Below are 19,440 nucleotides of genomic sequence, written 5' to 3' on the forward strand. Positions count from 1 at the left end.
ATGCTCGATTTGACCACGTCCCTTCCAACCCCGATCACCATAGCGGAAATCGATGCTGCGCTGACGGCCGCCATCGCGCAGGTCAGGCGCAATCTGCCGCAATTCACCTATGCGGCGCAGAACCATTCGAGCGTGAAGAATTTTTACCCGGCAGTCGCCAACGACCAATGGACCGCCGGTTTCTGGCCGGGCCAGATATGGCTCGCCTTCGAACATACCGGCGACAGGACCTTTCAGCATGCGGCGCAAATACAGGTGCAGAGCTTCCTGCACCGTATCGAAAACCGCATCGAGACCGACCATCACGATATGGGTTTTCTCTATTCGCCCTCCTGCATCGCCGCATGGAAACTGGTGGGAGACGAAGACGGCAGGCGCGCGGCGCTTATGGCGGCCGATCAGCTGATGGAGCGGTTCCAGCCCGTCGGGCAATTCATTCAGGCCTGGGGCCGCAGGGACAACCCCAACGAATATCGCTACATCATCGACTGCCTTTTGAACCTGCCGCTGCTTTATTGGGCTAGCCGCGAAACGGGCCGGGAAGACTACCGGACCGTCGCACTCGCCCATGCCCGCACCACACTTGCCCATTCCGTCCGGCCTGACGATTCCACCTATCATACATTTTACATGGACCCGGAAACCGGCGCGCCGGTGCGCGGCGTCACGAAGCAGGGTTATAGCGACGAGAGCTACTGGGCCCGTGGACAGGCCTGGGGCATCGCCGGCATGGCCATCTCCTATCGTTACGAGCGGCTGCCCGCGTATCGCGACACGTTCGAGCGGCTTCTCGCTTTCTATCTCAAACGCCTGCCCGACGATCTCGTGCCCTATTGGGACCTGATCTTTGCCGATGGCGATGGAGAGCCGCGCGACAGTTCGGCAGCGGCCATCGTCGCCTGCGGCCTCCTGGAAATGGCGGAGCTGGAGACGCCGGAAAAGGCAGAAGAATACCGCAATCTGGCGAGGCGCATGGTGAAAAGCCTTGCCGATATCTATTCGGTTCGCGATCCCGCGATCTCCAACGGGCAGCTTCTGCACGGCACCTATTCCAAGAAGACGCCCCATAATACCTGCCGGGGCGAAGGCGTCGATGAGTGCGTCTCATGGGGCGATTATTATTATCTGGAAGCGCTGATCCGGCTTTCGCGCAACTGGTCTTCCTATTGGTGAGCGCGAGGAACAGATGGCTAGCATTTCCCTGAAAAAACTCAACAAAACCTTCGGCGCACTCAAGGTCGTTCACGATATCGATCTGGATATTGCCGACAAGGAATTCATTATTCTGGTCGGCCCTTCCGGATGTGGAAAATCCACCACGCTCAGGATGATCGCCGGGCTGGAGGAAATTTCCGGCGGCGAGTTGCGCATCGGCGAAGACGTGATGAATGACGTGCCATCCAAGGATCGCGATATCGCCATGGTGTTCCAGAATTATGCGCTTTATCCGCATATGACCGTCTACAAGAACATGGCCTTCGGCCTGGAACTCAGGAAAGCGCCGCGCGATCTCATCGATACCAAGGTCAAGGAAGCGGCGAAAATTCTCGACATCACCCATCTGCTGAACCGCAAGCCCAAGGCGCTGTCCGGCGGCCAGCGCCAGCGTGTCGCTCTCGGCCGGGCGATGGTGCGCAATCCGGAAGTTTTCCTGCTCGACGAACCGCTTTCCAATCTGGACGCCAAGCTGCGCGGCACCATGCGGTCGGAAATTTCCAAGCTGCACAAGCGGCTGGACGCCACCTTCATTTACGTGACCCATGATCAGGTGGAAGCCATGACCATGGCGGATCGTATCGTGGTGATGAAGGACGGCCATATCCAGCAGGTGGATACGCCGCAAAACCTCTACGACCGGCCGATCAACATGTTCGTCGCGGGTTTCATCGGCGCACCACAGATGAACATGCTCCCCGTGACGCTACGCCGTGACGGGGACCGTTTCACCGCCCTGTTCGACGGCACTTCCCTGCCGCTGCCAGCCGAAATCGATGCCGGGCGTCTGCGACCTTACGAGGAAAAGGACATCATTCTCGGCATCCGACCGGAAAATTTCCACGAATTCGCCCCCGCGGATATCGATGCCGGCAATGTTTCTCCCTTCGCGGCCGCCGTGGAACTGGCGGAGCCAATGGGATCGGAAGTGCATCTCAACCTCGTCTCCGGCGGCAGAAACCTTGTTGCGCGCGTCTCACCACGTTTCAGGGCAAAGATCGGCGATCCCGTCGAACTGGTGGCCGATCTGACGAATGCGCAGCTTTTCGATCCTGTCACCGAACGATCGATCCTTTACTGACGCGGCCGGGAGAAACGCGATGCAATGGCTGGAAGGGTTATGGACGAAGGAAGGAGCCGGGATCGACAAGAACGCCCCGCCACTGACCGGCCTTGCGCTCTTCCTGGATATCCTCAAACGCGAATGGTGGGAGATGGTGAAGCTCAACATCCTCTTCATCATCGCCAGTCTGCCGGTGGTGACGATGCCGGCGGCGATGTTCGCCATGGCCCGCATCTGTGTGTCCTTCGCGGACGATAAAAATACCTATCTGCTACGTGACTTTCTCGAAGCCCTGCGAAAACTCGCCCTGCGCGGCACCGCGCTTGTGGTGTTAAGCGCATTGCTGGTGAGCGCCGGTACTTATGCGACTGTCAGTTATGCCGGGGCCGCCCGGCTTCAGCTCGCTTACAGCCTGCCTTTTGCGATCAGCCTGGCGGTAACGCTATTCCTCATCCTCCTCAGTGCCTATGCCAGTGTTGTTCTGGCCAGGCAGCAGGACCTGCCACTTTCGGAAACCCTGCGGCAGGCGGCATTTCTTGCACTCACGAAACCGTTGCCGATGTTGGCGGCGCTCGGGTTCGTCGCAGCGCTCTGGCTCGCACATATCCTTTTTTATCCGGTGTCCGTGTTCATGCCGGCAACCATCAATTTTTCGCTCGGCATGTTCGCCCTGTGTTTCGCGGCGAGAAACGCCGCCGCGAAAACGCGTGTGCGGATGCCCGAACCGGCGGGGAGCGGCACTTAAGGCAGACCAAAATCAAAACGACATCAGTCAGGGAAGGAGAAACGGGCTATGGAGTTTACGACAACCAGACGTGCATTTGCTCTCGCAACCGCCGGTCTCGGCATTGCGATCGGCATGGGAGGAACCGCGCTTGCTGCGGGTGATGCACCCGTCACGCTTAAATGGGCGTTGTGGGATCTGGATAAGGGCGCTTATTTCAAGCCCTTGATGGAGGCCTACAAGCAGAAGCATCCGAATGTGACGTTCGAGGTGGTGGACCTCGGCTCGCAGGACTATACGCAGATGATATCCACGCAGCTGACCGGCGGCTCCAAGGATATTGATGTCGTCACCATCAAGGATGTGCCCGGCTACGCCAATCTGGTGCGCGCCGGCAACATCACCGATCTCAGCGGCTTCATCAAGGACCAGAAGATCGAGACGGCCCCCTATGGCGGCCTGATCGAGGAACTGACCATCGATGGCAAGATTTATGCTTTGCCGTTCCGCTCGGATTTCTGGGTGGTCTATTACAACAAGGATATTTTCGACAAGGCGGGCGTGCCTTACCCCAGCAATGACATGAGCTGGGCGCAATTCGATGAAATCGCCGGCAAGCTGAAGAGCGGCATGGGCGCCAACCGCACCTATGGCGCGCTGCTGCACACCTGGCGTTCGACGGTGCAGCTGCCGGGCATTCAGGATGGCAAACACACGCTGGTGGACGGCAATTATGAATTCCTGAAACCCTGGTATGAGCGGGCACTTGCCCTGCAAAAGAGCGGCGCGATACCGTCCTATGCCTCGCTGAAAACATCCAACACCCACTATTCCGCCCTGTTCTTCAACGGAACGATCGGAATGTTGCCCATGGGCACATGGTTCGTCGGAACCCAGATCGCCAAGGTAAAATCGGGCGAGTCGAAAAGCGTCAATTGGGGCATCGTGAAATTCCCCCATCCGGATGGGGTCGCGGCAGGCGCGACGGCCGCGCAGATTGCCGGATTGTCGGTGAATGCCAATTCCGGCCACAAGGAAGCGGCGCTGGATTTCATCCACTTCGTCACCGGACCTGAGGGTGCGGCGATCATCGCCTCCACCGGCACTTTCCCTGCGCTCAGAACCGACGATGTGGCTCAGAAGATCGCAGCGCTGCCGGGCTTTCCGCAGGATCAGAACAGCAAGGACGCGCTGCAGGCGGGCAAGGCCTATCTGGAAATGGCGGTCAATCCGAATGCGGCCAAGATCGAGGTCGTTCTGAACCGCGTGCATGACGCGCTGATGACCGACAATATCTCCATCGATGACGGCATCAAGGACATGAATGACGGCGTCAAAGCCATCAAATAATTATCGCGGGGGCCGCGGGCGATAAGCCCGCGGCCCTTTCCTTTGATCATGAATTCCGGACATTCGTAACCGTGCCTCACGAGACCGCCAAAGCCAATCCACTCTTTCACAACCCGCTTCGCAGCAGGGACGATCTCGCAAAGGCGGTGATCGATCTCTTCAACCCGCTGCTTGCCTGTTTTTCGCTCGGCGGCGCGCGTGTACGGCTCGGTGCAACCGGGGCGATTTTCGATTTTCCTGCGGCAGAACTGGAGGGTTTTGCCCGGCCATTATGGGGCATCGTCCCGCTTGCCGCCGGTGGTTATGACTTTCCGCACTGGGATCTCTATCGGCGTGGACTGGCCAATGGCACCGACCCGGCTCACCCCGAATATTGGGGCGATACCGCCGACCGTCATCAGCGGCTGGTCGAACTGGCGGCCATAGGATTTGCGCTCGCCATGGTTCCCGAGCATATCTGGGAGCCACTCGCCGAAACGGACAAACAGGCTGTCGCCGCCTATCTACTGGCCGCCCGCGAGCGGGAATTCGTCGACAATAACTGGAAATTCTTCCGCGTCCTGATCGATCTCGGACTGGAAAAGGTGGGTGTGGAATTCGACCGCGCTAAGACCCAGACCTATCTCGATGAGCTCGAGGCTTTCGATATCGGCAATGGCTGGTATCGAGACGGGCCGGTGCGCCGGGTCGATCATTATATTCCCTTCGCAATGCATTTTTACGGTCTGATCTATACCGTGCTGGCGAAAGGGGACGACGCGCGAAAAACACGGTTGCTGGAACGCTCGCACATCTTCGCCCGCGACATGCGCCACTGGTTCGGGCCGGACGGAGCCTCGCTCGCCTTCGGGCGCAGCCAGACCTATCGTTTTGCTGCAGGCGGTTTCTGGGGCGCTCTCGCCTTTTCAGGTTTGGAAGCGCTGCCGTGGCCGGAGATCAAGGGCTACTACATGCGCCATATCCGCTGGTGGTCGAAGCGGCCTATCGCCGATCGCGATGGCGTTCTGTCAGTTGGATACGCCTATCCGAACCTTCTGATGAGCGAGAGCTATAATTCTCCCTGTTCGCCCTATTGGGCGCTTAAATTTTTCCTGCCGCTGGCGCTGCCCGCCGATCACCCCTTCTGGGCCGCGGAAGAGGCCGAACCGCAGGAGTTTGCCGAACCGGTTCCCCTAGCAGAGCCCGGCATGGTGGCCTTTCATACGCCGGGCAGCATCGTGGTCCTGTCCTCCGGGCAACAGCACGAGAGGATGCGCGGCGCGCAGGAAAAATACTCGAAATTCGTCTATTCCACCCGTTATGCCTTCAATATCGAAGCGGATGACCGGCATTTTGCCGCCGCGAGTTTCGACGGCATGCTCGGCCTTTCCGACGATGGGGTGCACTTCCGCACCCGCGAGACGATGGAAGAGGCGTTGATTGCCAAAGACTGCCTCTATTCCCGCTGGCGGCCATGGGCGGATGTCGAGATCGAGACCTGGCTCGTGCCGCAAAACCCCTGGCACATAAGGCTGCACCGCATCCGCACCCCACGCCCCTTGCAAACATCAGAAGGCGGATTTGCCATAGAGCGGGCCGATTTCAATAGCGACCGCACCGAGGCGAGCGAAGGTCGCGCCGTCTGTTACGGACAGACTGACACCAGCATCATCGCCGATCTTTCGGCCGGTATTCGGCGCGAAGGCCTATGCCATCAGGCAATCGCCAATACCAACCTTATCCACGCCAGAACCCTTGTTCCGCAATTGCGCGGCACCATCGCCTCCGGCGACACGCTGCTGGTCACGATGGCCATGGCACTGCCGGTCGGCAAAGAGGCAGAGGCTGCATTGGCTGCCCTTCCCGATATTCCTGATCTCGCAGGGCTGGAAAAGATGTTCAAGCGGAAAGGACGGCGCGTTCCCGCCCATGCTCTCGATGAAAACCGCGCAGGCTGACGGAGATGACCGACGACACACCGGGTGTCTCCCAAAGGCCGGATCGGCTGAACATCCTGACCTGGGAGCGGAAGCAGGAGGATATCGACAGCCCCGACCATCAGGCGCGGCTGCGCGGCCTTGAGCGCTCCGCCAACGCCGTTTTCGGGCAGGGCGTTTACATTGCCGACAAGGCCGAGGTGCATACGGACAGGTTATTGATGGGTGCGCAGTCGTGGGTCGCCGGTTATGCAATCGTGCGCGGCAATATCGAACTGGGTGAAAATGTCTCGATCAATCCCTATGCCTGTCTTTCCGGCAAGGTGACGATCGGCAACGGCGTGCGTATCGCCTCACATGTCAGCATCGTCGGCTTCAACCATGGTTTCGACGACATTGAAACTCCGATCTATCGCCAACCGCTGACCTCGCTCGGGATAGAGATCGGTGACGACGTCTGGATCGGCGCCAATGCGGTTGTGCTTGATGGCGTGAAGATAGGACGCGGCGCTGTTATCGCCGCAGGCGCGGTGGTGGCGAAAGACATTCCCGCCATGGCAATTGCAGGCGGCGTTCCCGCCCGGGTTCTGCGATACCGCGGAGGAAAAGCGGCCGCACCGAAGCTGCCCGATCACCTGCTGCAAAAACTCGGCCAGGAGATTGCCGGCGACTGGCTTGCCGCCATCCGCTCCTATGGCGCGGATGGCATCTATCGTTCCGCCGATGCATCCGGACATGAGGTCGAAAGCATCAGGCATCTGTGCGATGCCATAGAGATCGCGGCGGCCTTCGGACAGGAAGGTATCGCTTTCGACGCCGTAAAAACCGTGGCCAGCCTTCAGGCCCTGCAGGATCAGGAAACCGGACTGTTTTTCGCCGGTGACCACCGCCCCTCGACGCCTCCCGAGAAGGACCCTGCCGTCCTCTATAATATTCTGGCTGTCGGATATGCGCTTGAATGTTTCGGTGCTGCGCCGAAACAGCCGATCGCTTTCGTGGAGCGTCTCCGCGCCGACGAACTCATCCTGTTGCTGGAAAAACTGCCGTGGCAAAGCCGGGCATGGCATTGCGGCGCCACCATAGACGCCATCGCCACCGCGCTTTATGTCAACAGGCGCTATTTCACATCCGGCGACAATCTCACCGTTCTCTTCGGCTGGCTGGCCATGAACGTGGAGAAAACCACCGGACTTTGGGGTGAGCCGACCTCCACACAGGGCCTGCTGCAACCAGTCAACGGCTTTTACCGGCTTACCCGCGGCTCCCATGCCCAGTTCGGCCTGCCCGTTCCCTATCCGGCAGCAGTGATAGACTCCGTCATCGCCAATTATCATGCCTATGGCGGTTTTCATGGCGAGAATTTTAATGCCTGCAACCTGCTCGATACGATCCATCCCCTTCTTCTTTGCCTGAAACAGACGGATCACCGGCAAGATGAGGCAAAAGAGATAGCCCGCGAAATTCTGAGCCGAAATGAGGGGCGCTGGCAAAGAGGCAAGGGTTTTGCCTTCGCAGAGGGGCACCCGGCCGGGCTGCAGGGCACGGAAATGTGGATGTCGGTTCTCTGGCTTTCAGCGAAGCTTCTCGCTGCAGAACAGCTCTTGCCGTTCCGACCTCGCGGCATCCATCGCTTTGAGCCTGCGGAAATCGTCCACGGCACGATTGCCCGCCCTAAATCTCCGGTATAGGTTTCCGATACTCTTTTGAAAGCTTTCAAACCGGACCGGTCGGGTAACAGATGCAACTCAAAGACTGCTATAATTTCCACGATTTTCGCCGCATGGCCAAACAGCGTCTTCCCGGACCGATCTTCAATTACATAGACGGTGCTGCCGATGACGAGGTGACGTATCGGCGAAACACGACCGCCTTCGAAAAATGCGATCTCGTTCCCGATGTGCTGCGGGGCGTGGCAGATGTGGATATGTCGGTCACCGTCATGGGGCAGAAGCTGTCCATGCCGGTCTATTGTTCCCCGACGGCGCTGCAACGCCTTTTCCATCATCAAGGGGAACGGGCGGTTGCGGCAGCGGCGGGGAAATACGGCACGATGTTCGGCGTCTCTTCGCTCGGCACCACGAGCCTGGAAGAAGCGCGCCGGATCAGCGGCGGCCCACAGGTCTATCAGTTCTATTTCCACAAGGACCGAGGCCTCAACCGCGATATGATGGCGCGTGCCAAGAGCGCCGGTGTCGAGACGATGATGCTGACCGTCGACAGCATCACGGGCGGCAACCGCGAGCGCGACAAGCGTACCGGCTTTGCCATTCCGTTCAAGCTCAATCTTTCCGGCATCGCGCAATTCGCCATCAAGCCGGCCTGGGGCATCAATTACCTGACACATGAGCGCTTCAGCCTGCCGCAGCTCGACGACCACATTAAAATGGACGGCGGCGCTCTTTCCATCAGCCGCTATTTCACCGACATGCTCGACCCTTCGATGAACTGGGACGATGTGGCGCAGATGGTGCGCGAATGGAGCGGGCCTTTCTGTCTTAAAGGCATCATGTCGGTGGATGACGCCAGACGCGCCGTGGAAATCGGCTGCAGCGGCATCGTGCTTTCCAATCACGGCGGACGCCAGCTCGACGGCTCCCGCAGCGCCTTCGATCAACTGGCCGAAATCGTTGATGCGGTCGGCGACCGGATCGACGTGATGATGGATGGCGGCGTGCAGCGCGGCACCCATGTTCTGAAAGCACTGTCTCTCGGCGCGAAAGCCGTGGGGCTCGGCCGCTATTACCTTTTCCCCCTTGCCGCCGCCGGGCAACCGGGCGTGGAACGGGCGCTTGAGCTGATGCGTATCGAAATCGAGCGCGGCATGAAGCTGATGGGCTGCACCTCCGTCGATCAGCTTACACGCCGAAACCTTCGGTTCCGTTGAGCAGGCAGGACGGTTACAGAAGGACTTGAGCGGAGCGCGGTCACAATCGACCACTGAAACCGCATGCCATTTCAGCCGCGTTTCGTCGCTGCTCCTGAAGCGCCATGCCGATATTCCAGACGAGCGCCAGGCACACAAGTCCACAAAAACAGGCTGAAATCAGCGACCGATGGCGTTTGGCTCCGGAGAGAAACATCCAGCCGATAATTGCATAGACCGCAAGCGCCGGCACGGCGGCAATCAGAACGGATATGGGGCCGTCGCAATCGACAGCCTCCATGCCGATGGCGCGATATTCGTTCGGAGTCGCCACCAGGCCGAGGACGGCCACGGGAAACATGGCGGCTAAAACCGCATAGCGGAAAAATCGGGGCGTGTCGGGCATGCCTGCTCCATAGCCGGATAATCGACTGCCGCGAACGCGGCCAGGAAATTCCACCGTACGGTCTCAGCGACCATCCATCTTGCCGATGATATCGGTTTAGCCACCATTGTCGGCGACCGGGAGAGCAGATTGCCCGCTTTTGCTGAGAAAGCCAGCCTTTTACGTTGGCAGCAATCTTGACAAGCGAAGCAGAATGTGATTATGGTTGCATGATGCAACCATAATGGATCAACCGTGTACCAGCAACCTGTCCCCGTAAGCGATATCCGCTCCACCTCGCGCCGGCTCGTCCGCGAACTCGGCTTCATGGGCGGAGATTTTGCCGGCACCGATCTGCCGCCCTCCGCCGTGCATGCACTGATCGAGATCGAGACATGCCCCAACATCACGGCGCGGGATCTGGGAAAGCTGCTGCGGCTTGAAAAATCGAGTGTCAGCCGCATGCTGCGCAAGCTCGTGCTTTCCGGCGATGTTCGCGAAGAAACGGATGAGGAGGATAGCCGTATCAAGCGGTTGCGTCTGACGGGGAAAGGGCAGGAGAAGGTGGGCGCCATTCACGGCTTTGCGAACCGGCAGGTCTCTGACGCCCTGACGCAGCTTACGTCGGCGGATGCCCACACGATCCTCCAAGGGCTCCGTCTTTACGCCGATGCGCTGGGAGACCGGACCGATACCGTTGCTCCCTCCATAGAGATCCAGGAGGGGTACAGGCCGGGTATCATTGCCCGTATCACGCAGATGCATGCGCTTTATTACGCCCGGACATCCGGTTTCGGCCAGCGTTTCGAATCCGTCGTGGCCGAAGGCCTCGCGGCTTTCTGCAACCGGCTCGAAAGCCCGAAGAATGCGATCTGGGTCGCAATGCGCGGACAGGAGATCATCGGCTCCGTCGCTATCGATGGTGAAGATCTCGGAGCGGATATTGCGCATCTGCGCTGGTTCATCGTTGATGACGGCGTACGCGGTGGCGGTGTGGGACGCAGGCTGCTGGAGACTGCGTTGGCCTTCGTTGATGAAAGAGGGTTTGCCGAAACCCACCTCTGGACATTCAACGGCCTTTTGGCCGCGCGATACCTTTACGAAGCCCATGGTTTCGCATGTGTCGAGGAACATCCGGGCAGCCAATGGGGAAGCGAGGTGCTGGAACAGCGCTTCGTCCGGCCACGGCCCGAATGATCTTTCAACCGCGCGTAAACGGCCGCAATCGAAATCTTCCTGCGGCCGTTTCGAAATCAGGGAACGGCGCCCGTTAAAAGGCGAGTTGAACCTTCATCGACCTGCTTCTGTCACCCGCGGCCTCAAATGCCGCAACCGCTTCTTCCAATGGAAAGGTTCCGGTCAGCAGGGGCTTCAGGTCGACACGGCGCTGGTTGATGAAATCGACGGCAAGTCCGAATTCCTCATGGAACCGGAACGTGCCCTTCATCTCGATTTCCTTGGCAACCACCATATTCTGCGGAATGGACACATCGCCGCCGAGGCCAAGCTGAACCACGGTAGAGCGGGGTTTCAGCGCTTCGAGACCCGAACGGACGGCTCTTTCATTTCCGGACGCCTCGAACTGAACGTCGAAATAACCCTTGTTTGCCGAATAGGCGGAGAGCGCATCCGGGTCGCTCGCCACATTGATGACGCGGTCGGCGCCGATGGCGAGCGCCTTTTGCAGAACCGCATCCATGATGTCGGTCGCGACGATTTCCCGAGCCCCATGAGCACGGGCGGCAATGATCGCCAACGCACCGATCGGCCCACAGCCGGTGACCAGAACACGTTTGTCGGTCAATGCGCCAGCGCGGTTGACACCATGCAGCGTTACCGCGAAGGGTTCGGCCATGGCCGCTTCATGGATGGAGATGCCATCCCGCACCTTGTGGCACTGGTATGCTTCGGCGACGAGGCGCTGGCGGAATGCACCCTGAATATGCGGCATGGGCATGGCGGAGCCATAAAAGCGCATGTTCAGGCACTGGTTCTGCTGACCCTTCAGGCAGAATTCGCAATGGTTGCAGGGCCGGCTCGGCGATACGGCAACACGGTCGCCAACAGCCAGACCGGAAACCCCCTCTCCCAAAGCCTTGATGGTACCGGCCACCTCATGGCCAAGGATCATCGGCTCACGCACGCGCACGGTGCCGAAACCGCCGTGATTGTAATAATGCAGGTCGGAGCCGCAGATGCCGCCCGCCTCGATGGCGACCTCGACCTGTCCCGGGCCGGGCTGTTCGTCCGGCCGTTCCTCGATCCGCAGATCCTTCGCCGCGTGGATGACAACCGCTTTCATAGTCTCTCCTCCCATGAGGGTTCGGCATGGCGGCTAATGCCGCCAGGCCATTCCCCGGATTTCTCAGATATCGACCACAAGGCCCTTGGCTTTCAGCACAGCCTCGAGCTTGCTGACCTCAATCACTGACTTGCCCTGCTTGTAGGCTTCGATGTAACCGGCTTCGGCATCTTCGCGCGCCTGCGAAAGCTTGGCCGCTTCCTGCGCTTCATCGCGTCTGACGACCACCAGCCCGTCGGCATCACCGACGATAATATCGCCCGGATTGATGATCTCGCCGCCGACGATCACCTGATCATTGACCGCGGCAATGGTCTCCTTGACCGTGCCCTTGATGCAGACGCTGAGCGAGAAGACCGGGAAACCGAGGTCTCGCAGCTGCAGCGTGTCGCGCACGCCGGTATCGGTCACCAGGCCGCCAATACCCTTTGCGAGGCAGGCATTGGCGAGAACGTCGCCGAACGAACCGGCTTCTTCATATTCGCCGGCGGAAACGACGATGATGTCGCCCGGCTTGGCATAGTTGATGGCAAGCTGCAGCATGATGTTGTCGCGCGGCGCACATTTGACCGTGAAGGCCGGACCGCAGAGCTTCATGCGATAATCGACCGGCTTCAGCCGGGATGACAATGCGCCGCGACGTCCCTGCGCCTCATGAATCGTGGCGGGAGAGAATTTGGCTAGGGCTTCGACATCCGCCTTGGCCGGACGCTGCGCGATATCTTTAATGTGGATCATGAAAACCTCCCACGTTGAAACCGTCGGCGAGAACGTCTCGCCGACCGATGATGGTGTTGAATGGATGGAATGATGGCCGAGGCTGAGCCGAGGCTCAGGGGATCGGATCGAACTTCAGTTCGGACAGAGGCACGACCTTGTCGGTGCGCGTCATCTTGTATTCGGTGTTCGGGCCGAGCCACTTGTCCCAGATACGGTTGATCTCGCCATCCGCATCGAGCTTGCGGAGAATCTCGTTGATCTTGGCCGTCAGCGCCGGATTGTCCTTGGCCATGCCAATGCCGATCGGCTGGAAGAGCATCGGCTCTTCGATCATGCGCATCTGCTTGCCCTTGGTCTTGGATTCGTTGACGAACTTGGTCATCGTCATGGTGTTGCCAACGATGCCGCGCGCCTTGCCCTGCTGCACGGCGAGATAGGCGGACGCCGTATCCTGGAACGTCAGCGGCTCGGACTTGTTGAGCTTGACGGAGAGTTCCGACGTCGAGCCCTTGCTGGAAGCGATGCGCTGGCCGACGAAATCGGACTTCTTGGTGCCGGGGTCGTCGACCGGAACGATCAGCATTTCCTTAGCCAGATAATAGGGATCGCTGAACTGGATCTGTTCCGCGCGGCTCTGGGTATAGGCAAGGTTCGCCACCGAGAGATCGACGCGGCCGAGCTTGACTTCTGGAACGCGCGCTTCGACCGACACCGGCTTGATCTCGGCCTTGACGCCCAGTTCCTTGGCGATAGCGCCGCACAAATCGACGTCGAAGCCTGCCATTTCACGCGTCTTCGGGTCCGGCGAGGCGAAAGGCGGGACGTCGGCGAATGTCGCGCAACGCAGCGTCTTGTTTGCAATGATCGTATCGAGTTGATCCGCCTTGGCCGGAATGACCGCAGCCGAGGTCGCCAATATGGCGGTAAGAGTAATGCACTTCCAGTTCATTTCAGTTCTCCCTGTTATTATAGAGGTTGGGTCCTAGTGTCTCAGATCGGCAAGAAACCGCTGGGCACGCGGATGTTGCGGATTTTTGAAAAACTCGTCCGGTTTCGCGGTTTCGAGAATGCGCCCGGCATCGATGAACCAGATGCGGTCGGCCACTTCACGGGCAAAGCCCATTTCATGGGTGACGCAGAGCATGGTCATGCCTTCGGCAGCGAGGCTCTTCATGACGGCGAGCACCTCACCGACCATTTCCGGATCGAGCGCTGAGGTCGGCTCGTCGAACAGCATGACCGGCGGCTCCATGGCGAGCGCCCGCGCAATGGCGACGCGCTGCTGCTGGCCGCCGGAAAGCTGGGCGGGATAGGAACCGGCCTTGTCGGCAAGGCCGACGCGATCGAGAAGCTTCAGCGCCTTTTCATGCGCAACCGCCGGGGAAACACCCTTCACCCGGATCGGCGACATGGAGACATTTTCCACCACCGAAAGATGCGGGAAGAGGTTGAAGCTCTGGAAGACGAAGCCCACCCGGCTGCGCAGCCCATTCAGCTCCTTGGCGCGCATCTGGGCATGGATGTTCCTGCCATCCAGCATGATCGAGCCGCTGCTGATCTCCTCCAGACGGTTGATCGTGCGGATAAGGGTGGACTTGCCGGAACCCGACGGCCCACAGATGACCACGACCTCGCCACGGGTGACGTTTTCGTTGACATCCTTGAGCACCTGATAATCGCCATAGCTTTTGCAGACTTGCGAAAGCGTGATGGTGTAGTCCTGAGTGGCGGAAACTGGCGCGGTCATAGCTGCTCCGTAACGATATTGGCGGGGGCCGGTGCGGTGTCAACGGCAAGCTTGCCGCGCGGGCCGGCGCGCCGGCGGGCGATGCGGCGCTCGAGAAGATTGGCGACTTGGGTGAGCGACCAGCAGATGATGTAATAGACCAGCGCCAGAATGAGGAAGACCTGGAAGGGCTGGGTCAGGAGCTGGTTGTTCACCTGGTTCGCCGCAAAGGTCAGGTCAGGCACATTGATGACGTAGCCGAGGGTCGTGTCCTTGATGGTGGACACGAAGGTCGAGATCAGGCTCGGGATCATGTTGTAGAGCGCCTGCGGCAGGATGATGTAACGCATCGCGCTGAAATAACCGTGGCCGAGCGCCCGCGCCGCATCCATCTGCCCCGTGCCCAGCGATACGATGCCGGCGCGCACGACTTCGCTCATGAAAGCGCCCTGATAGATGACGAGCGTGGTCAGCATGGTGACAAAGCTCGGCACGTCGGCGCCGGTCCAGAGCGGAACGAGAAAATAGCTCCAGAGAATGAGCATCAGCAGCGGCACGCCGCGAGTGAAATAGACCACGGCAGTGACCGGCCAGCGCAGGAGCCGCCATTTCGACAGCCGTGCCAGCGCCATCAGGATGCTGACGGGAAAGGCGAGCGCGATGCTGAGCGCCGACAGGATAAGCGTGTTGGCAAGCCCGCCGAGCGGCCCGTTGGGATATTGGCCGATGAGGAGCAGCAGCCAGTAATCCTGGATGATTGCGATCATGTCGTGAATCATGCCCGTGCCCTCCGGAGAGGATCGGCGCGCATGGAGATATAGGCTCCAAGACCCATGATCAGCAGCGAGAAGAACAGATAAAGCACGGTGGCGACCAGATAGACCTCAAATGTCCGGAAACTCAGATTCTCGACTTCCTTGACGGCATGGGTCAGTTCCGGTGCACCGATCAGAACGCCGAGACTGCTGTTCTTGAAGAGGGACGTGCTGTGATTGATCAGCGGCGGCAGCGCATTGCGAACGCCCTGCGGCATGATGACGAAACGCATGGCCGAGACATAGCTATGCCCGAGCGCACGTGCGGCCTCCATCTGGCCGGGATTGATCGAACGAACGCCGGAGCGCAGATCCTCGCTGAAATATGCAGCCTGACAAAGACCGAGACCGATAATGGCGAAGATCGCTTCGGCATTATGGCTCGAAAGCCAGCTGGCCAGTCCGCTCGGCAGCAGCGTGAACACGCCGAAATACCACAGCATCAGCTGCACCAGCGTCGGCACGTTGCGGTGATAGGACACATAGGCCGCCACCAGCGGATCACCGAAGCGGAAAGGCGACAGGCGGATGGCAAGCAGCACGATGGCGAGCGACATGGCAAGCAGCCATGAGCCGGCATAGATGATGAACGTCATCTGGATGCCATGCAAAAACATCGAGACGTAGTCCGCATTGTTCAGAATTGCCCAGAGGTCAAAACCGCTCACGCGACTCTTCCTCCGGCTCCACCCGCCGCAGCCTTATTTTCAGTCGGTCGATTTTCAACCGTTTGGGGCTTGGCCGTCTGCAGACCGCCCATGACCTGAAGCGTCGGGGTAATTTCCATGTGGCCAATATTCATGGCCACGGGCGCAGCGATGGCAAACGCGATCGCATCGGCGATATCGGAGGCCTGCGGCAGCTCGAAACCATCGATGAAACGTTCGCGAATGCTCGGATCATCGCCATGAACATGGTTGAAGATGTCGGTTGCGACGCGGCCAGGGCAGATTTCCGTCACCCGCACGCGTTTACCGAAAGCATCGATGCGCAGCTGGTTGGACAGCATCGCCACGCCTGCCTTGCTGGCGTGATAGGTGGAATTGCCACCGAAATTATAATTGCCGGCAATGGAGGAGATGTTGATGACATGGCCGCGATCGCGCGCCACCATGCCTGGCACCACCATGCGGCAGAGATGCAGCACGGCGCGCAGGTTGACGTCGATCAGGAGATCGATATCACTCTCATCCGCTTCCAGAAATTTCTTCGGGCGGTCGACACCGGCATTGTTCACGAGAACATCGAACGCCACCTCACTGGTGAGCTTCGCGAGCGCCGCCCGGTCTGTCACATCTATGGCATGTGCGAAACAGCCCGTGCGCTTCGCCAGCTGGTTGAGAGCGTCCACACTTCTGGCAACCGCATGCACTTCCAGCCCTTCACGGCAAAGTCGCTCGACGACAGCGGCGCCAATTCCGGAAGATGCGCCGGTTACGAGTGCGGTCTTGTAGTCTGAGAATGGCATGTTTGTCCCCTATCGTTGAGCAAACAGTAGTGAAGCTTTCATCGCTTGCCTAAGACCGATTTTTTTTGGAGTAATAAGCAACTTGTATGGATGGCGAATGCGCCACATTCGGCGATGCTGCAACCCGGCCGATGGGGCGTACGTTGCCGATGCCAGCCACCAGCACATTCTAGACCACTGCGGTCGGCAGGTCCCGTCCCGCGAAATGTGCATCCAGATTGGCGAGAACCAGAGCGCCCATCTCAAGCCGCGTCTCATGCGTCGCAGCGCCGATATGCGGAGCGAGAACGACATTGCGCATGCCGATCAGCGCCTCGGGAACATGCGGTTCATTCTCGAAGACATCGAGCGCTGCACCCTTCAGCCCGCCTGCCACAAGAACATCAACCAGCGCCTTTTCATCCACCAGAGACCCTCTGGCGACGTTGACGAGAACACCGTCCGGTCCCAGCGCCTCCAGCACCTCGCGGTTGATCGCGTGTTTTGTCTCCGGCGTTGCCGCCGCCGCGACAATCAGGACGTCGCAGTCCCTCGCGAGCGACATGGCCGTCGAATGATACTCATAGACCACGTCCTGTTTCTGCCGGCTGAAATAGGAAATCTCCGCATCGAAAGCTTCCAGCCGCACCGCAATGGCGCGGCCTATGCGGCCAAGCCCGTAAATGCCGTAACGCCGCCGCGAGGCCTTGTTACCCAGCGGCATTTCGCCTCTTTTCCACTCCCCGGAGCGGACATGATGATCGGCGCGCACAAGCTGGCGCAGCAGCATGACGGAGAGACCGACGGCAAGATCGGCCACATCCTCGGTCAGCACGTCAGGCGTGTTCGTCACCCTGAAACCGCGCGCGCGGGCCTGGTCGAGATCGACCTTGTCGAAGCCGACGCCATTGATGGCAACGATTTCGAGAGCGGGCAGACCGGCAGCGAGTTCAGGAGCAACCCCGATATGGCCGCCGGTGACGACAGCCTTTATCGACGCCGCCTCCGCCTGGAGAAACGCCTGCTTGTCGGATATTTCGTGCCAGCGATGGACCCTGAAGCGCTTTTGCAGTTCGGCTTCGATCTGCGGCTGAAGCGGATAGGTTTGCAGAAGATCGGGCTTCATGCGCGCTCCTTACCCGCGACCGACGAAAGGCATGCCGCTCGCCATCACCGTCATGGTCAGCACGTTCGCCTCGAGCGGCAGCGAGGCCATATGCACCACGGCCTTGGCAACGATGCCGGCATCGATGGTCGGTTCGATGGCGGTGCTGCCATCCGCCTGCAGCACGCCGGTTGCCATGGCGCGCGTCATTTCGGTGCTGGCATTGCCGATATCGATCTGTCCGCAGGCGATGTTGAACCGCCGGCCATCCAGCGCGGCCGATTTTGTAAGTCCGGTGATCGCATGTTTGGTCGCGGTATATGGCGCAGACCGCGGCCGCGGCGTGGTGGCGGAAATCGAGCCATTATTGATGATGCGGCCACCCTGCGACGACTGCGCCTTCATCTGGCGAAACGCCGCCTGGGTGCAGAGAAAAGCCCCTGTGAGGTTAGCCCCGACCACGGCATTCCAGGTTTCGAACGGCACATCTTCGATATGCACCGCCGGTGCGGACATGCCGGCATTATTGACCAGAAGATCGAGGCGACCGAAACGCCCGATGATTTCCGCAAACAGCCGCTCGACATCGGCCGGAGCGGAAATATCAGCCGCGACGGCCAGAACACAGTCTTTATGTTCGCTCCATTCGGCGGCGGCAGTGTCGAGAACCTCCCGCCGCCGGCCCGTTATCGCAACCTTGTAACCATCTTCCAGGAGCGCTTTGGCAATCGCCTTGCCGACCCCTGTTCCTCCACCCGTGACGAGCGCGATCTTTCCATCACTCATGCTGCTTTCCCCTCCAGCTCATCTTCCACATGCGCCTGAATGATTTCGGCGAAGGAGGCTTCCGCCCTGAAGCCGAGCGACAGCGCGAGTTGCGGATCGTAATCCTCGGCCCAGCCGTCGACGATCCGGATGATCCGCTCGTCGGGAACGCGCTTGATAAGCGCCACGGCCTTTTCCCCGGCAAAGGCGCGCAGCGCCTCGATTTCATCCGCAACCGTGGCCGACAGCCCCGGCATGATGAGATTGCGGCGAACGCCAAGCCCGGAGAGATCCACCGTCGCGGCGCGCAGCAGGAAGGCGACCGCCGAGCGCGGGCTGGCGAACCAGTGACGCACGGTATCGGCAACTGGCAGCACCGCTTCCTGACCCACCAGCGGTTCGCGCAGGATATTGGAGAAGAAGCCGGAGGCGGCCGCATTCGGTTTGCCGGGGCGGATGCAGATGGTGGGGAGACGGATGCTGACGCCATCAAAGAAACCGCGGCGACTATAGTCCGAAAGCAACAGCTCCACGATCGCCTTCTGCGTGCCATAGCTGGTCAATGGCGCCGTCAGGAACTCGTCGCCGATCACCTTGGGGAATGGCGAACCGAACACGGCAAGCGATGAGCAGAAGACCATGCGCGGCCGATATCCGTCCTTTTCGTGCTCCAGACGAATGGCTTCGAACAGCGAGCGCCCGCCATCGAGATTGATGCGATAACCTTTCTCGAAATCTGCTTCCGCCTCGCCCGAAACCACGGCGGCGAGGTTGAAGATCACATCCGGCCGTTTTGCGACCAGCTTTTCGGCCACGCCGGCATTCGACAGATCACTGCGCTCGATGGTCAGTGCACCGCCGAAGCCTTTCGGCGCGGCCGGTTCGAAAACATCCGTCAGCGTCATTTCGGTAATCTTCGCACCATCAAGCGTTCTGTCGGAAGCAAGGCGTTGCGTCAATTTGCGGCCGATCATTCCGGCCGCGCCGATTATCAGAATATGCATTATTTCACCTTTGCTTGGCCGGCGGCACCGGCTCGATTGA

The 19,440-nt window shown here is 59.7% G+C and carries 19 protein-coding genes; 8 read left to right on the forward strand and 11 right to left on the reverse strand.

The features are described from left to right. The 7 genes from V6S97_RS15940 (at position 1) to V6S97_RS15970 (ending at position 9,152) form a co-directional block, all read left to right on the forward strand. Complete coding sequence (locus V6S97_RS15940) at positions 1-1,173, forward strand: glycoside hydrolase family 88 protein (protein WP_112357184.1); 1,173 nt, start codon at positions 1-3, stop codon at positions 1,171-1,173. Between the two features lie 13 nt (positions 1,174-1,186). Then, a complete protein-coding gene (locus V6S97_RS15945) occupies positions 1,187-2,296 on the forward strand; it encodes an ABC transporter ATP-binding protein (protein ID WP_112357185.1) in 1,110 nt (369 codons plus the stop codon). A 19-nt stretch (positions 2,297-2,315) separates the two neighbouring features. Beyond that, positions 2,316-3,023, forward strand: coding sequence for a DUF624 domain-containing protein (locus V6S97_RS15950; protein ID WP_065695008.1), 708 nt, complete (start codon positions 2,316-2,318; stop codon positions 3,021-3,023). A gap of 48 nt (positions 3,024-3,071) precedes the next feature. Next, positions 3,072-4,352: an ABC transporter substrate-binding protein gene (locus tag V6S97_RS15955; protein WP_087746145.1), complete on the forward strand. Its 1,281-nt coding sequence runs from the start codon at positions 3,072-3,074 to the stop codon at positions 4,350-4,352. Between the two features lie 71 nt (positions 4,353-4,423). Next, on the forward strand, positions 4,424-6,289 hold the full coding sequence (locus V6S97_RS15960) for a DUF2264 domain-containing protein (protein WP_334427451.1): 1,866 nt from the start codon (positions 4,424-4,426) through the stop codon (positions 6,287-6,289). 5 nt (positions 6,290-6,294) lie between these two features. Beyond that, entirely contained in the window at positions 6,295-7,956 is a 1,662-nt protein-coding gene (locus tag V6S97_RS15965) for an acyltransferase (RefSeq protein WP_334427453.1), read from the forward strand. A 50-nt stretch (positions 7,957-8,006) separates the two neighbouring features. Further along, positions 8,007-9,152: an alpha-hydroxy acid oxidase gene (locus tag V6S97_RS15970; RefSeq protein ID WP_334427455.1), complete on the forward strand. Its 1,146-nt coding sequence runs from the start codon at positions 8,007-8,009 to the stop codon at positions 9,150-9,152. Between the two features lie 40 nt (positions 9,153-9,192). On the opposite strand, the gene V6S97_RS15975 is transcribed toward V6S97_RS15970, so the two are convergent. After that, positions 9,193-9,537 carry a hypothetical protein gene (locus tag V6S97_RS15975; RefSeq protein WP_003505998.1) on the reverse strand — a complete coding sequence of 115 codons (345 nt, stop codon included), beginning with the start codon at positions 9,535-9,537 and terminating at the stop codon, positions 9,193-9,195. A 234-nt stretch (positions 9,538-9,771) separates the two neighbouring features. Between V6S97_RS15975 and V6S97_RS15980 the strand changes: the two genes are divergently transcribed. Next, positions 9,772-10,713: a bifunctional helix-turn-helix transcriptional regulator/GNAT family N-acetyltransferase gene (locus V6S97_RS15980; RefSeq protein WP_003505997.1), complete on the forward strand. Its 942-nt coding sequence runs from the start codon at positions 9,772-9,774 to the stop codon at positions 10,711-10,713. A 73-nt stretch (positions 10,714-10,786) separates the two neighbouring features. Here V6S97_RS15980 and V6S97_RS15985 read toward each other — a convergent pair whose 3' ends face one another. From V6S97_RS15985 to denD, 10 genes are all read right to left on the reverse strand, one after another. Continuing rightward, complete coding sequence (locus tag V6S97_RS15985; protein ID WP_003505995.1) at positions 10,787-11,818, reverse strand: L-idonate 5-dehydrogenase; 1,032 nt, start codon at positions 11,816-11,818, stop codon at positions 10,787-10,789. Positions 11,819-11,881: 63 nt separating this feature from the next. Next, positions 11,882-12,556 (reverse strand): 4-carboxy-4-hydroxy-2-oxoadipate aldolase/oxaloacetate decarboxylase, encoded by a 675-nt coding sequence (locus V6S97_RS15990; protein ID WP_003505993.1) that lies wholly within the window; start codon positions 12,554-12,556, stop codon positions 11,882-11,884. A 94-nt stretch (positions 12,557-12,650) separates the two neighbouring features. Continuing rightward, positions 12,651-13,487: an ABC transporter substrate-binding protein gene (locus V6S97_RS15995; RefSeq protein ID WP_026363393.1), complete on the reverse strand. Its 837-nt coding sequence runs from the start codon at positions 13,485-13,487 to the stop codon at positions 12,651-12,653. A 33-nt stretch (positions 13,488-13,520) separates the two neighbouring features. Beyond that, entirely contained in the window at positions 13,521-14,285 is a 765-nt protein-coding gene (locus V6S97_RS16000; RefSeq protein WP_060723086.1) for an amino acid ABC transporter ATP-binding protein, read from the reverse strand. After that, positions 14,282-15,043, reverse strand: coding sequence for an amino acid ABC transporter permease (locus V6S97_RS16005; RefSeq protein WP_003505987.1), 762 nt, complete (start codon positions 15,041-15,043; stop codon positions 14,282-14,284). The genes V6S97_RS16000 and V6S97_RS16005 overlap by 4 nt, the downstream gene beginning before the upstream one ends. After that, the gene (locus V6S97_RS16010; RefSeq protein WP_003505985.1) at positions 15,040-15,747 is read right to left on the reverse strand and encodes an amino acid ABC transporter permease; all 708 of its coding nucleotides are present in this window, start codon (positions 15,745-15,747) and stop codon (positions 15,040-15,042) included. Before V6S97_RS16010 ends, V6S97_RS16005 begins: the two co-directional genes overlap by 4 nt. Further along, positions 15,744-16,547 carry an SDR family oxidoreductase gene (locus tag V6S97_RS16015; protein WP_003505984.1) on the reverse strand — a complete coding sequence of 268 codons (804 nt, stop codon included), beginning with the start codon at positions 16,545-16,547 and terminating at the stop codon, positions 15,744-15,746. Before V6S97_RS16015 ends, V6S97_RS16010 begins: the two co-directional genes overlap by 4 nt. A 169-nt stretch (positions 16,548-16,716) precedes the next feature. Next, the gene (locus V6S97_RS16020) at positions 16,717-17,652 is read right to left on the reverse strand and encodes a 2-hydroxyacid dehydrogenase (RefSeq protein WP_080867009.1); all 936 of its coding nucleotides are present in this window, start codon (positions 17,650-17,652) and stop codon (positions 16,717-16,719) included. A 9-nt stretch (positions 17,653-17,661) separates the two neighbouring features. Beyond that, on the reverse strand, positions 17,662-18,417 hold the full coding sequence (locus V6S97_RS16025; protein WP_080867010.1) for an SDR family oxidoreductase: 756 nt from the start codon (positions 18,415-18,417) through the stop codon (positions 17,662-17,664). Further along, positions 18,414-19,400, reverse strand: a complete 987-nt coding sequence (gene denD / locus V6S97_RS16030; RefSeq protein ID WP_334427466.1) for a D-erythronate dehydrogenase — start codon at positions 19,398-19,400, stop codon at positions 18,414-18,416. Before denD ends, V6S97_RS16025 begins: the two co-directional genes overlap by 4 nt. Positions 19,401-19,440: the final 40 nt, after the last annotated feature.

The organism is Agrobacterium sp. CCNWLW155, assembly GCF_036888815.1.
GTDB classification, from domain to species: Bacteria; Pseudomonadota; Alphaproteobacteria; order Rhizobiales; family Rhizobiaceae; genus Agrobacterium; species Agrobacterium radiobacter.

Excerpts from the sequence above, each read along its gene's own strand:
- V6S97_RS15940 (WP_112357184.1), top strand. The coding sequence starts at position 1 with ATGCTCGATTTGACCACGTCCCTTCCAACCCCGATCACCATAGCGGAA.
- V6S97_RS15945 (WP_112357185.1), top strand. The coding sequence starts at position 1,187 with ATGGCTAGCATTTCCCTGAAAAAACTCAACAAAACCTTCGGCGCACTC.
- V6S97_RS15950 (WP_065695008.1), top strand. The coding sequence starts at position 2,316 with ATGCAATGGCTGGAAGGGTTATGGACGAAGGAAGGAGCCGGGATCGAC.
- V6S97_RS15955 (WP_087746145.1), top strand. The coding sequence starts at position 3,072 with ATGGAGTTTACGACAACCAGACGTGCATTTGCTCTCGCAACCGCCGGT.
- V6S97_RS15965 (WP_334427453.1), top strand. The coding sequence starts at position 6,295 with ATGACCGACGACACACCGGGTGTCTCCCAAAGGCCGGATCGGCTGAAC.
- V6S97_RS15970 (WP_334427455.1), top strand. The coding sequence starts at position 8,007 with ATGCAACTCAAAGACTGCTATAATTTCCACGATTTTCGCCGCATGGCC.
- V6S97_RS15975 (WP_003505998.1), bottom strand. The coding sequence starts at position 9,537 with ATGCCCGACACGCCCCGATTTTTCCGCTATGCGGTTTTAGCCGCCATG.
- V6S97_RS15985 (WP_003505995.1), bottom strand. The coding sequence starts at position 11,818 with ATGAAAGCGGTTGTCATCCACGCGGCGAAGGATCTGCGGATCGAGGAA.
- V6S97_RS15990 (WP_003505993.1), bottom strand. The coding sequence starts at position 12,556 with ATGATCCACATTAAAGATATCGCGCAGCGTCCGGCCAAGGCGGATGTC.
- V6S97_RS15995 (WP_026363393.1), bottom strand. The coding sequence starts at position 13,487 with ATGAACTGGAAGTGCATTACTCTTACCGCCATATTGGCGACCTCGGCT.
- V6S97_RS16000 (WP_060723086.1), bottom strand. The coding sequence starts at position 14,285 with ATGACCGCGCCAGTTTCCGCCACTCAGGACTACACCATCACGCTTTCG.
- V6S97_RS16005 (WP_003505987.1), bottom strand. The coding sequence starts at position 15,043 with ATGATTCACGACATGATCGCAATCATCCAGGATTACTGGCTGCTGCTC.
- V6S97_RS16015 (WP_003505984.1), bottom strand. The coding sequence starts at position 16,547 with ATGCCATTCTCAGACTACAAGACCGCACTCGTAACCGGCGCATCTTCC.
- V6S97_RS16020 (WP_080867009.1), bottom strand. The coding sequence starts at position 17,652 with ATGAAGCCCGATCTTCTGCAAACCTATCCGCTTCAGCCGCAGATCGAA.
- V6S97_RS16025 (WP_080867010.1), bottom strand. The coding sequence starts at position 18,417 with ATGAGTGATGGAAAGATCGCGCTCGTCACGGGTGGAGGAACAGGGGTC.
- denD (WP_334427466.1), bottom strand. The coding sequence starts at position 19,400 with ATGCATATTCTGATAATCGGCGCGGCCGGAATGATCGGCCGCAAATTG.